General features: G+C 34.9%; 14 protein-coding genes. 8 read left to right on the forward strand and 6 right to left on the reverse strand.

The genetic code is table 11. The annotated features are described in order from the left end of the window. Nucleotides 1-65 precede the first annotated feature (65 nt). The 5 genes from ILS93_RS18565 to ILS93_RS18585 all read left to right on the forward strand — a co-directional run bounded on the left by ILS93_RS18565 (nucleotide 66) and on the right by ILS93_RS18585 (nucleotide 5,006). The gene (locus ILS93_RS18565; RefSeq protein WP_046953671.1) at nucleotides 66-1,754 is read left to right on the forward strand and encodes a formate--tetrahydrofolate ligase; all 1,689 of its coding nucleotides are present in this window, start codon (nucleotides 66-68) and stop codon (nucleotides 1,752-1,754) included. 90 nt (nucleotides 1,755-1,844) lie between these two features. Next, the gene (locus ILS93_RS18570; protein WP_000460226.1) at nucleotides 1,845-2,372 is read left to right on the forward strand and encodes a hypothetical protein; all 528 of its coding nucleotides are present in this window, start codon (nucleotides 1,845-1,847) and stop codon (nucleotides 2,370-2,372) included. Nucleotides 2,373-2,391: 19 nt separating this feature from the next. Next, nucleotides 2,392-3,561, forward strand: a complete 1,170-nt coding sequence (locus ILS93_RS18575; RefSeq protein ID WP_000588609.1) for a DEAD/DEAH box helicase — start codon at nucleotides 2,392-2,394, stop codon at nucleotides 3,559-3,561. A gap of 196 nt (nucleotides 3,562-3,757) precedes the next feature. Next, nucleotides 3,758-4,552, forward strand: coding sequence for a sugar phosphate isomerase/epimerase family protein (locus ILS93_RS18580; RefSeq protein WP_064473987.1), 795 nt, complete (start codon nucleotides 3,758-3,760; stop codon nucleotides 4,550-4,552). Between the two features lie 70 nt (nucleotides 4,553-4,622). Next, the gene (locus ILS93_RS18585; protein ID WP_222661073.1) at nucleotides 4,623-5,006 is read left to right on the forward strand and encodes a VOC family protein; all 384 of its coding nucleotides are present in this window, start codon (nucleotides 4,623-4,625) and stop codon (nucleotides 5,004-5,006) included. Nucleotides 5,007-5,050: 44 nt separating this feature from the next. Here ILS93_RS18585 and ILS93_RS18590 read toward each other — a convergent pair whose 3' ends face one another. Continuing rightward, the gene (locus tag ILS93_RS18590) at nucleotides 5,051-5,689 is read right to left on the reverse strand and encodes a zinc dependent phospholipase C family protein (protein WP_061672518.1); all 639 of its coding nucleotides are present in this window, start codon (nucleotides 5,687-5,689) and stop codon (nucleotides 5,051-5,053) included. A gap of 29 nt (nucleotides 5,690-5,718) precedes the next feature. Beyond that, nucleotides 5,719-6,705: a quinone oxidoreductase family protein gene (locus ILS93_RS18595; protein ID WP_064473986.1), complete on the reverse strand. Its 987-nt coding sequence runs from the start codon at nucleotides 6,703-6,705 to the stop codon at nucleotides 5,719-5,721. Between the two features lie 206 nt (nucleotides 6,706-6,911). Here ILS93_RS18595 and ILS93_RS18600 point away from each other — a divergent pair, with 206 nt between their 5' ends. Together ILS93_RS18600 and ILS93_RS18605 are read left to right on the forward strand one after the other, a co-directional pair. Further along, nucleotides 6,912-7,490, forward strand: a complete 579-nt coding sequence (locus ILS93_RS18600; RefSeq protein ID WP_088046618.1) for a sigma-70 family RNA polymerase sigma factor — start codon at nucleotides 6,912-6,914, stop codon at nucleotides 7,488-7,490. Further along, nucleotides 7,487-8,167, forward strand: coding sequence for a DUF3600 domain-containing protein (locus ILS93_RS18605; RefSeq protein WP_064473985.1), 681 nt, complete (start codon nucleotides 7,487-7,489; stop codon nucleotides 8,165-8,167). The genes ILS93_RS18600 and ILS93_RS18605 overlap by 4 nt, the downstream gene beginning before the upstream one ends. Before the next feature lie 54 nt (nucleotides 8,168-8,221). Here ILS93_RS18605 and ILS93_RS18610 read toward each other — a convergent pair whose 3' ends face one another. The 4 genes from ILS93_RS18610 to ILS93_RS18625 form a co-directional block, all read right to left on the reverse strand. Continuing rightward, the gene (locus ILS93_RS18610; RefSeq protein WP_002065089.1) at nucleotides 8,222-8,464 is read right to left on the reverse strand and encodes a hypothetical protein; all 243 of its coding nucleotides are present in this window, start codon (nucleotides 8,462-8,464) and stop codon (nucleotides 8,222-8,224) included. A 310-nt stretch (nucleotides 8,465-8,774) separates the two neighbouring features. Continuing rightward, on the reverse strand, nucleotides 8,775-9,209 hold the full coding sequence (locus ILS93_RS18615) for a hypothetical protein (RefSeq protein ID WP_142315087.1): 435 nt from the start codon (nucleotides 9,207-9,209) through the stop codon (nucleotides 8,775-8,777). Nucleotides 9,210-9,294: 85 nt separating this feature from the next. After that, on the reverse strand, nucleotides 9,295-10,266 hold the full coding sequence (locus ILS93_RS18620; protein WP_064473984.1) for an MBL fold metallo-hydrolase: 972 nt from the start codon (nucleotides 10,264-10,266) through the stop codon (nucleotides 9,295-9,297). A gap of 95 nt (nucleotides 10,267-10,361) precedes the next feature. After that, entirely contained in the window at nucleotides 10,362-10,571 is a 210-nt protein-coding gene (locus ILS93_RS18625) for a DUF3925 family protein (RefSeq protein WP_064473983.1), read from the reverse strand. A gap of 224 nt (nucleotides 10,572-10,795) precedes the next feature. Here ILS93_RS18625 and bsaA point away from each other — a divergent pair, with 224 nt between their 5' ends. Beyond that, a complete protein-coding gene (gene bsaA / locus ILS93_RS18630; RefSeq protein WP_098103185.1) occupies nucleotides 10,796-11,278 on the forward strand; it encodes a glutathione peroxidase in 483 nt (160 codons plus the stop codon). Nucleotides 11,279-11,324 lie beyond the last annotated feature (46 nt).

Below are 11,324 nucleotides of genomic sequence, written 5' to 3' on the forward strand. Positions count from 1 at the left end.
AAGTGCAGAAAATACAAAAAACTGATACAATATCATCAGAATCAATTAAAGGGGGACTAGGGTATATGACAACTACTACAACAGTTAAATCCGACATTGAAATCGCACAAGAAGCGAGTATGAAGAAGATTCAAGAAATTGCAGCTGAATTAAATATTTTAGAAGATGAATTAGAGCCATACGGACATTATAAAGGTAAGTTATCTCTTGACATTTTTAAGCGCTTACAGGATGAGAAAGACGGTAAAGTTGTTTTAGTAACAGCGATTAACCCAACTCCAGCTGGAGAAGGTAAATCAACAGTAACAGTTGGTTTAGGTCAAGCTTTTAATAAAATTGGTAAGAAAACAGTAATTGCACTTCGCGAACCATCTCTTGGACCAACGATGGGACTAAAAGGCGGAGCAGCAGGTGGTGGTTTTTCACAGGTTGTACCTATGGAAGACATTAACCTTCACTTTACTGGAGATATTCATGCGATCACAACTGCTAATAACGCGTTAGCGGCGTTTATTGATAATCATATCCAACAAGGAAACACACTTGGGATTGATACGCGTAAAATCGTTTGGAAACGCTGTGTTGACTTAAATGATCGTGCCCTACGTAACGTAGTAATTGGTCTTGGTGGACCAGTTCAAGGTGTACCACGTGAAGACGGTTTCGATATTACAGTGGCATCTGAAATTATGGCCGTATTCTGCCTTGCAACAGATATTCAAGATTTAAAAGCGCGTCTATCTCGCATCGTAGTTGCTTATAACTTTGCAAATCAACCTGTAACGGTTAAAGATTTAGGTGTAGAAGGTGCGTTAACATTATTATTAAAAGACGCATTAAAACCAAACTTAGTGCAAACGTTAGAAAATACACCAGCTATCATTCACGGTGGACCATTTGCGAATATCGCTCACGGTTGTAACAGTGTTATCGCTACAACAATGGCCGCAAAATTAGGTGATTATGTTATTACAGAAGCTGGATTTGGTGCTGATTTAGGTGCAGAGAAGTTTTTAGATATTAAAGCTCGTGCTGCTGGCATTAAACCAGAAGCAGTTGTTATTGTTGCGACGATCCGTGCGCTTAAAATGCATGGCGGCGTAGCAAAAGATCAATTAAAAGAAGAAAATGTAGACGCATTAGCAAAAGGTATGGAAAACTTACAGAAGCATGTTGAAACAATTCAAAGCTTCGGTGTACCTTTCGTAATTGCAATTAATAAATTTATTACAGATACAGATGCAGAAGTTGCATACTTACAAGAGTGGTGCAATGAGCGTGGTTATGCAGTATCCTTAACGGAAGTTTGGGAGAAAGGTGGCCAAGGCGGAGTTGACCTTGCTGAAAAAGTATTAAAAGAAATCGAAAAAGGTGAGAACAACTACGCACCACTTTATGAATTAGAATTACCATTAGAAGAAAAAATTCGTACAATTGCTCAAAAGGTGTACGGTGCAAAAGATATTGAGTTTGCTCCGAAAGCACGTAAGCAATTAGCTCAATATGAAGGAGAAGGATGGAGTAACCTACCAATTTGTATGGCTAAAACACAATACTCTCTTTCTGACGATGCAACAAAATTAGGTCGTCCATCTGACTTTATCGTTACAATTCGTGAGCTAAAACCATCTATTGGTGCAGGGTTTATCGTTGCGTTAACAGGAACAATGTTAACAATGCCAGGCCTTCCAAAACAGCCAGCAGCACTACAAATGGATGTAAATGAAGATGGAAAAGCAGTAGGTTTATTCTAAAAGGTTGTAATTCATCTCGTTTATCTGTAAACTATATATACATCAAGTGGCGCCTTTCCATCGAAAGGCGCCTGTTTTTTGGAGGAAATTATGTTTGATCCAACTGCTTTTGATAATTTAAAAGTAATCGTAGAAGGTGCTGTTTATGATTTTGATTTACATGGAGATATTCTTGTAACAGATCGAAAAGATATGATGGACCTTGCCTCATTAAGTCGTATATACCATATTTCATTTCAATTAACAGAACCGTTCGAACCGGTAGTAAAAGCAACATTTTCACTATCTGTAGATGCAAAGAACTTGTCTGGTGAAATATTGGAAGTACCACAATTTACACCAGGTTGTGAAATGAAGTTAGCATTTTCATTCCCGATAGAAAAGCCAGAGGTAGTGTGTGAAGAAATTGAAACTTTCATGCATTCTATATGGGGAAAAGAAAGAATGATTACGCAGAAAATTTCATACGAATATAATAAGCAAGCGATTTCATATCATAATAAGGTAGAGGTTCTATTTCAAAAAGCGATTACAGAAGACCATGTTGATGATTTAATAGCTGTTATTTCACACATGATAGAAACGGTGCGAACAATACAACATTTTCTTCAAAAATAGAGATAAAGGAGAAAAACAAATGATAAAAGATATGCAACCATTTTTACAACAAGCTTGGGAGAAGGCTGGTTTTAAAGAATTAACTGAAATTCAAAAACAAGCGATTCCAACTATTTTAGAAGGACAAGACGTTATAGCTGAATCTCCAACTGGAACAGGAAAAACATTAGCGTACTTATTACCCCTTTTACATAAAATCAATCCTGAAGTAAAACAACCACAAGTTGTTGTTTTAGCGCCAACACGTGAGCTTGTCATGCAAATTCACGAAGAGGTTCAAAAGTTTACAGCAGGGACTGAAATTTCAGGGGCATCTTTAATTGGTGGTGCAGATATTAAGCGCCAAGTTGAAAAATTAAAGAAACACCCGAGAGTAATTGTCGGTTCACCAGGACGTATTTTAGAATTAATTCGAATGAAAAAGCTAAAGATGCATGAAGTAAAAACGATTGTATTTGATGAGTTTGATCAAATTGTAAAACAAAAGATGATGGGCGCAGTACAAGATGTAATTAAATCTACAATGCGAGATCGTCAATTAGTATTCTTCTCGGCGACAATTACAAAAGCGGCAGAAGATGCTGCACGTGATTTAGCAGTTGAACCACAATTAGTACGTATAACACGTGCAGAGTCAAAAAGCCTAGTTGAGCATACGTATATCATTTGTGAGCGACGCGAAAAAAATGATTACGTAAGAAGAATTATGCATATGGGCGATGTAAAAGCTGTTGCTTTCTTAAATGACCCATTCCGTTTAGATGAAATTACTCAGAAATTGCAATTCCGTAAAATGAAAGCAGCAGCTCTTCATTCAGAGGCAAGTAAGCAAGAGCGTGAAGCAACGATGCGTGCTTTCCGCAGCGGGAAATTAGAAATTCTACTTGCTACTGATATTGCAGCACGTGGAATAGATATCGATGATTTAACACATGTAATCCACTTGGAGTTACCAGACACAGTAGACCAATATATTCACCGCTCAGGACGTACAGGACGTATGGGTAAAGAAGGAACTGTCGTTTCTCTTGTAACACAACAAGAAGAGCGTAAATTACTTCAATTTGCAAAAAAATTAGGTATCGTGTTTACGAAGCAAGAAATGTTCAACGGATCATTTGTAGAAACGAAACCGAAAGCACCAAAGAAAAAGAAACCAGCATTTACTGGGAAGAAAAAACCTAGATAAATAATTAGGGAGACGTAACTATTTGTAGTTACGTCTTTTTTGTTTGTAATTCAATAACAAAGGGAATTTAAATGTACCTATATTATAAGAAATATCGATAAAGGTAAATTATTTCTCATTTAGTTTTGTACAAGGAAGTAATATAAAGAGAGTCGAATATTAAACTGATGCGAAATAATAAAAAGAAGGTACATATATGGATAGGAAATTAGGAATGTTTTTAAATACGAAACATATTGAAGTAAATGAAGGAATAAATAAGGCGAGAGAATGGAATGTAGAATGTATTCAATTATATGCTATGAATAAGAACTTCAACTTAGCTAATATTCCAAGGGTAGAATGGAATACTTTAAAGAAAAGCTTATCTTTTAATGGAATAAAGGTTCCATCATTAGCAATTAGCTTTGGAGAAAATGGAATTGTGGGAACGGAAGTTGACAGTGAAATAGATCAGTTTAAATACATTACTGACAGAGGTTTGGATCTAGGAGCAAAGATAATAACAGCTCATATCGGGGGAATTCCAGATGATGAAAAAAGTGAGTATTATAATAAAATGGAACGAGTTTGTTATGAGATAGGGGAATTAGCACTCAAATTTGGAGGGATTTTCGCAATTGAGACTGGTTCTGAAAAAGCGATAGTGTTAAAAAGATTTTTAGAAAATATAAATTCAAAAGGACTAGCGGTTAACTTTGACCCAGCAAATTTAATAAGTAATGTAAATGAAAATCCGGTAGAAGGTTTATTACTATTAAAAGATTATATAGTACAAACTCATATTAAAGATTGTAAAGAAGTAAAAAGTGATAGTTCGAGTAAGTATATAGAAGTAGCAGCAGGAAATGGTGAAGTGGATTTCGATATATTCTTCAAGGTATTAGATGAAATTAGATTCGACGGATATAACATGATTGAAAGAAATGATTACTTTGACGAATTGGATGGGATGAGTCAGTCGATAAATTTTGCAAAGAAGTACATATAAATTCAAAAGGAATAACGGTAGCACCTGTAGAAACCTACATAGAATATAAAAACCATTAGGGGGAAATGAAATGATCCATAAAGTTGGACAAATTATGTTGTATGTAAATAATCAAGATGAGGCAGTAAATTTTTGGACGGAAAAGGTAGGGTTTCATGTAGTTGCAGAGGAAGATAACAAGCAAGGAATGAGATGGATTGAAATCGCTCCGACTAACGGTGCAGAAACGAGTATCATACTACATAACAAAGAAGTTATTTCTAAGATGAGCCCAGAATTAAATCTTGGTACACCATCTTTAATGTTCTTCTCAGAAAATCTTGATCAATTATCTACAGATTTAAAAAATAAAAATGTTACTGTTGGTGAAATGGTAACTATGCCTTCTGGTAAAGTATTTAACTTTGCTGATAGTGAAGGCAATTATTTTGCGGTTATGGAAAAGAACAAATAATAATATTGCTATGTGAAAATCCCCCTCAAATATATTGAGGGGGATTACATGTTTGAAGTGGATTTTTCATTAGAGAGTTGATTAATATAAAATACGCCTTTTTCAATAGCTGTCTCAATATAACCAATGATTTGATTAAACGTAAATACTTGTAAGTCTTCATGCAAATGTTGCTCCGGATACAACATATCTTCAAAAAGATACTTCCGAAAAGCTAATATGTTTTCTTTAGAAACTTCTTCAATATCCACAATGTGAGCCTCTTGGTTGAGAAGAGAGAAGAGCTGCTGTTCTGTATCATAATGATGAAGCAACTTTGCATTTAACAATTTAAAATCGTTATAGTACATAGGTGCGATCGTTTCGTCATTTTCTATTCTATTTTTTAGCCATGGTAGAAAAAAGCCACTTAGCCAATTGTCATCGGCAATGAGATGGGTGTAATAGCCAAGAAGAAAAGGGGAATCCATATGAGCTTTATATTTTTGAAAAAAAGAATTGAAATCTATCCTTCTCGTATAGTTTTTCGTTGTGCCAGCGTAAAAGTGTGAAGTTCCTTTTTCTTCTGCTGAATGAACCGCATCAGGGGCCACACCTCCAAGTATGAAAGAAGTTTTATCTTGAATAGATAATTTCTCGGCAATCCTGTTAGCGATAATAGCATGCATAATTCGTGATCCCATGAATGACACCTCGGTTTCAAGTATTCATTTCAGGAAGAGGACTGAACAGTTAGTATTACTTTCCCTGTACTTTTTCTACTTTCGACCCATTCATGTGCTTTCCCTGCATCTTGAAGTGGAAAAGATTTCGTGGCTTTAATTTGTAAACTTCCGTCACGCAAATAGCGGAAAACTTCATTTGCAGTTTCTTGGAGGAGTTCAGGACGTTTTTTTCGTGTAGTGCCGAAGCTAAAACCGAGTATAGAGCGGCAACTTGCGTGTAAATCTTTCGTTTGAAAGTTACCAATTTCACCGCTTGCATTACCGAAATGAACGAGGCGACCGTAATAAGCAAGACATTTTAAACTTCTTTCCGAAACCGTTCCAGAAATAGAATCTAAAATTACATCGACCCCTTCGCCATTTGTCAGCGCATTGATTTTCTCTACAAAACCCTCATCTTGATGACAAATAACATAATCAGCTCCAGCATCTAAAGCGATTTTACCTTTCGCTTCATTTCCAACAGTACCGATAATTGTTCCAGCCCCTAATCGTTTTGCAAGTTGAATTGCTGTCGTACCAATTCCACCAGCCGCTGCATGAATGAGTACAGACTCACCTTGTTGAAGCCTTGCAACATTTGCGAGTAAATTATAGCTTGTAAAAGATACAATCGGACAAGCAGCTGCAGTTTGAAAATCGACGTTATCAGGTAAAACGAAAGTAAGGTTTTCGTTTGCGAAAACGTATTCTGCGTAAGATCCATTTTGAGGAAAAGCAATGACACGTTGTCCAGGATAAATATTTTTCACTTGAGAACCGACACGTTCTACAATACCAGCGGCATCTATCCCTGGTATAAAAGGTAGTGCTGTATTTCCTTTTTTACCATAACGGGATTTAATATCGGCGAAATTTATACTAGTAGCAACAACGCGAATCAAAACTTGATCTTCTGAAATAGTCGGCATATCCACATCTGTATATTTCATCACTTCAGGACCACCGAACGACGTTACAATGATAGCTTTCATATACATCCTCCTAAATTTGAATATATATATTATTTTAAATCTTTATTAGAAATTGGAAAATTATATAATTGTTATGCAGGGTTATAAGTGAAGCTTATGAAGTCATTGCATCATTATATTAATTTATTTGAAAAAACTTTGAAAGAAATCGAACGAAATATCGTTTTCTTGCCAATATATAGTGTAGGACAAAGGAGGGATGGTACATGAAGGGGGAAACAGTGTATTCAGATTTAATCCAATTAACTTTATCAGGCAATAAAGAAGCGTATAGCGAATTGTATGATAAAACGATTCAAGAAGTATATAAAACAGCACATTTTTTAATAGGTGATAAAACGGATGTAGATGATGTCGTTCAAGAAATATACATACAACTATATGAATCGCTTCGTAAGTATGATGGTGAGAAGCCATTTCGTCCTTGGCTAATTGGACTTGCGATTAAACAAATTCACTCTTATAGAAGAAAGAGGTGGATGCGACTACGCATTATAAAAAAAGCAGAAGAACAAAGAAAACCAGTGCAAATTGATTTTTCTAATGATGTTGTAAGTAAAATATCAAATCAAAAACTAATCAAACTCATTCATAAATTACCGTATAAATTGAAACAAGTTATTATCTTAAGATACTTACACGATTACACTCAAGAAGAAGTAGCACACATATTACATATTCCAATCGGTACAGTGAAGTCTAGAATTCATGCGGCATTAAAGAAACTACGTCAAAAAGAGCAAGTAGAAGAAATCTTTTTAGGAGAGGTAGGGAATGTGAAATGAGCTTAGATTGTAGAGTTAGAGAATCTATACAAGAAGAAGCGAAGGGGATTATTGCTCCGCCGGAGTTAAAGGAAAAAGTAATTGTCCAAATAAAAATGAAGAGCGGGGGAAGTAAAAGGAAGAAGCGCCTTATCGCAGGGGTGCTTGCGGCAGCATTTTTACTCCCAACGACTGGTTTTGCGTATCAATCTATTATGGCGGATGGTATATACGGATCGTTTGAGAATTTAAAAAAACATGCTGGAGCAATGACGTTAGAAACATATATGCGTTTTAATGCAAAATTATCAGAAGCGAAAGATGAAATGGGTGCGAAGGAATATGAAGAATTTACAAAAGAACTAAAAAAATTAACAAATGCAAAGCTTGCGTACGGGGATTCGAACGGTAATATTGATTATGATCAATTATCACCAGAAAAAAGAGAAGAAATGAAAAAGGTAAGTATGGGCCTTCAACCATACTTTGATAAATTAAATGGTCATAAATCTAGTAAAGAAATATTAACGAAAGAAGAGTTTGATCGCTATATGGAAGCTTTAATGACACATGAAATAGTACGAGTGAAGACTAAATCGACTGGTGGAATAAAAGTAGAAGATATACCTGAGGCGTACAAAGAAAGGTTTATGAAAGCAGAGCAGTTTATGGAGTATGTAGATGAAAAGGTGCGATAAATAAAAAAGCTCATAGCCTAAGCTGTGAGCTTTTCTTATTGAAACGTAAATATATTAACCACCTATTCCTTTTGCTAGCAATAAGAAATATACAAATACTAATATTACTGCATTTAATGCTGTACCAACTATTCCGAATAACCAATTTTTTGATGCGATCGCAAAAATAATTCCGAGTAATGAAAGTATGCCTAAAATCGTAATAATTAAAGTTAAATTTGCATGAGGTCCTCTTAAAATAAAGAAAGAACATATACTTGCGAGAAACGTTAGAAACGAGAAAGTCCCTAATTTCATAATAAGTCTCCCTTGTTTGAAATATATTTTGACTTAGTGCACGACTTTCTTAATTTTAACATAAATTTCCTATTGTCAATTAAATATATGAACAATAAAAAACGAGTATAAAATCTATGCGATTTCATACTCGTTTTGTTATTACATAAATTTCCTTACCACATATATAGCAACTCTTACAAGGAGTATTGCACTTATAAATAAACTACCATAACCAACGACACTTAAAAATTGAACATTAAGTTCTTTTGCATACAAGTCAGGGCATAATTATCTTGATTTGCTTAATAAAGTAAAAGTGGGAAATCACTTAGTTATATTCCTTACTATTCTCCTTGTCTTTTTGTATAAAACAATCTAAAAGGGAATAACCAGCTATTAAACTAATTATCGTAACAAAAGTTGTATTTATAAGAATAATATTAGCTAAATAAGGTAGGTATGCACCAACGGGTGAAAAGAGTAGAGCTGGAGAAAAGGAAATGAATAGCGTAGGCAACGTAAGCGCGATAAATTTATCCGGTTGAAAGCTCCAGTTTTGTTTACTCGTTTCGCGATTAATGGATTGAAGGAATCGTAATAAAATGCCAACTATAAGAGGGAAGAGTGTAAAGTAGAATAACCTTGGATACACGTTAAAGTTCACCTGCGCGTCTGTATCTAAATAAAATTGAATTTTCACTCCGACAAATAATAATAAGATGATAAATAAGGTGAAGCAGAGATATAGCATCACTTTTTGCATTACATTCCACCATCCTTTACTCAAAATATATTCAAAAAAAGAAGAGATATACAATAACTACCGTTGTATATCTCTTCTTTTACGGTTATTTAATAGTGGAATTTACTTTTTCTTGCTTCGTGAAATAATCTATAATGCCCATCGCGCTAATTTCTATATCTAGATGTAAAATGTTATAAACGGAATGATCTGATGGAACCTTTAATTTTGTAAGGTGAGAAGAGATCTTATCCATTAATACAGTTTGTAATGCTTTAGTAGCCTCATCGAAATCATTATACTGTTCAAAGACCTCTTTACCAGTATGAACGAAAATAGGTAACCAATGTTCCAGTTGGTTATATACTTCTGTAACATTGGATGATGCACCGTAATGGCCGAAATAAATAGTATCTACATTCATACTTTGAATATGATTTTTAGAAGCAATCATCGCATCTGGTTGGAATTGTGAAGGGGACGTTGATGGTAAATATAGTTCTACACCAAGGTCTGCGAGTTCTCTATAGTAAATTCCTATTGTATCGCCAGTAAAAATGCCATTTGTTAATGAATCGTGAATGCTAATATGGTGCTTAGCATGTCCCGGTGTATCGTAAAATGTAAGTGTACGGTCTTCGGCAATTTTTAACGTATCACCATTTTGTACAATACGAACACGTTTTTCTTCTATAGGAAGAATTGGATCAAATAGTTTATCGAAATCTTCTTTGTATACAGCTTTTGCGCCTAAAATGAGTTTTGTTGGGTCAATCATATGACGAGCACCGCGAGAATGCACATATAAAGTAGCATGTGGACACTTTTCCATCATTAAACCAGCAGCCCCGGCGTGATCTAAATGAACATGTGTAACAACAATGTTTTTTACATCGCTTAAATCAATATGTAATTGTTGTAAGCCGTCTAAAATATACGGAAGAGAAGGGGCTGCACAAGTTTCAATTAAAGTAATATCGTCACCTAATAAAACGTACGTACCAGTTCGTTCGTTATGTTGTAAATCGAAATCATCAATAAGATATAGGTGAGAAGATAATTGCTCTACTTTTTTCATCATTACCACTCCTTAGTTACTGCATGTTTCTATTATACGCTAAAATAGAAAAAGGCAGAAAACGAAAGCTCGTCTTCTGCCTTTTTAAAGTGTTGTTATTTCGTTTGTTCTTTATTGATAGACATAACGAACAGTCCAACTATGCCACCAACGATTGGAAGCATAATTTCTCCTGCTAAATTAAAGTAGGAGCTTAAAAATAAACCATTTACATCGATTACCCAGCCAATCACATACAATAACATCATATATAGTACGAAATAAAACTCGCGATTTGAAATCATTTCATGTTGTGCAGTTTTCATAATGAACACCATCCTTTTCTTTTATAATGGAATATAAACTGTCACATTTTGTTCACAATTTAATTGTAAAACTTTCCAACATAAAAGTCTAGTAGTTTGTGTCGAATTTTCGAACAGAAATAAAGCGCTATCATTTTATCGTGTAAGTACGTAATAAAAGCTGTATATTCACGAATGTAGTATAGTATAAACATAGAATGATAGTGAAGAGAGGGGCAAGGAAAATGACAGTTTATGATTTTTCAGCTAAAGCGATAACAGGAGAAGCTAAATCGTTAAAAGATTACGAAGGAAAAGCGCTTCTTATTGTAAATGTAGCTAGCAAGTGTGGTTTTACACCGCAATATAAAGGGTTACAAGAAATATATGATAAATATAAAGACCAAGGACTAGAAATACTCGGTTTCCCATGTAACCAATTCGGAGGACAGGAACCAGGTACAGAAGCAGATATTACTAGTTTTTGTGAATTAAACTACGGTGTAAATTTCCCGATGTTTGCAAAGATTGATGTGAAAGGTGATAAGGCTCATCCTCTGTATACATACATGACAGAACAAGCACCAGGTTTGCTAGGTATGAAAGCAGTGAAATGGAACTTTACTAAGTTTTTAATTGGAAAAGACGGGAAAGTAGTAGGGCGTTTTGCGCCACAAACGAAGCCGGTGGATTTAGAGGTTGAGATTGAGAAGGTGCTTGGAGAATAACTAGAAGTTTCACTTTATTAAAAAAAGCCTCAAAGAACAATGTAGT

This window comes from Bacillus sp. 16GRE42, assembly GCF_019837435.1.
GTDB classification, from domain to species: domain Bacteria; phylum Bacillota; class Bacilli; order Bacillales; family Bacillaceae_G; genus Bacillus_A; species Bacillus_A wiedmannii.

What these genes read in the sequence shown, in the direction of transcription:
- ILS93_RS18625 (WP_064473983.1), bottom strand. Translation starts at nt 10,571, where the DNA reads ATGAAAACTGCACAACATGAAATGATTTCAAATCGCGAGTTTTATTTC.
- ILS93_RS18615 (WP_142315087.1), bottom strand. Translation starts at nt 9,209, where the DNA reads ATGCAAAAAGTGATGCTATATCTCTGCTTCACCTTATTTATCATCTTA.
- ILS93_RS18610 (WP_002065089.1), bottom strand. Translation starts at nt 8,464, where the DNA reads ATGAAATTAGGGACTTTCTCGTTTCTAACGTTTCTCGCAAGTATATGT.
- ILS93_RS18580 (WP_064473987.1), top strand. Translation starts at nt 3,758, where the DNA reads ATGGATAGGAAATTAGGAATGTTTTTAAATACGAAACATATTGAAGTA.
- ILS93_RS18585 (WP_222661073.1), top strand. Translation starts at nt 4,623, where the DNA reads ATGATCCATAAAGTTGGACAAATTATGTTGTATGTAAATAATCAAGAT.
- ILS93_RS18575 (WP_000588609.1), top strand. Translation starts at nt 2,392, where the DNA reads ATGATAAAAGATATGCAACCATTTTTACAACAAGCTTGGGAGAAGGCT.
- bsaA (WP_098103185.1), top strand. Translation starts at nt 10,796, where the DNA reads ATGACAGTTTATGATTTTTCAGCTAAAGCGATAACAGGAGAAGCTAAA.
- ILS93_RS18590 (WP_061672518.1), bottom strand. Translation starts at nt 5,689, where the DNA reads ATGGGATCACGAATTATGCATGCTATTATCGCTAACAGGATTGCCGAG.
- ILS93_RS18570 (WP_000460226.1), top strand. Translation starts at nt 1,845, where the DNA reads ATGTTTGATCCAACTGCTTTTGATAATTTAAAAGTAATCGTAGAAGGT.
- ILS93_RS18565 (WP_046953671.1), top strand. Translation starts at nt 66, where the DNA reads ATGACAACTACTACAACAGTTAAATCCGACATTGAAATCGCACAAGAA.
- ILS93_RS18620 (WP_064473984.1), bottom strand. Translation starts at nt 10,266, where the DNA reads ATGAAAAAAGTAGAGCAATTATCTTCTCACCTATATCTTATTGATGAT.
- ILS93_RS18605 (WP_064473985.1), top strand. Translation starts at nt 7,487, where the DNA reads ATGAGCTTAGATTGTAGAGTTAGAGAATCTATACAAGAAGAAGCGAAG.
- ILS93_RS18595 (WP_064473986.1), bottom strand. Translation starts at nt 6,705, where the DNA reads ATGAAAGCTATCATTGTAACGTCGTTCGGTGGTCCTGAAGTGATGAAA.
- ILS93_RS18600 (WP_088046618.1), top strand. Translation starts at nt 6,912, where the DNA reads ATGAAGGGGGAAACAGTGTATTCAGATTTAATCCAATTAACTTTATCA.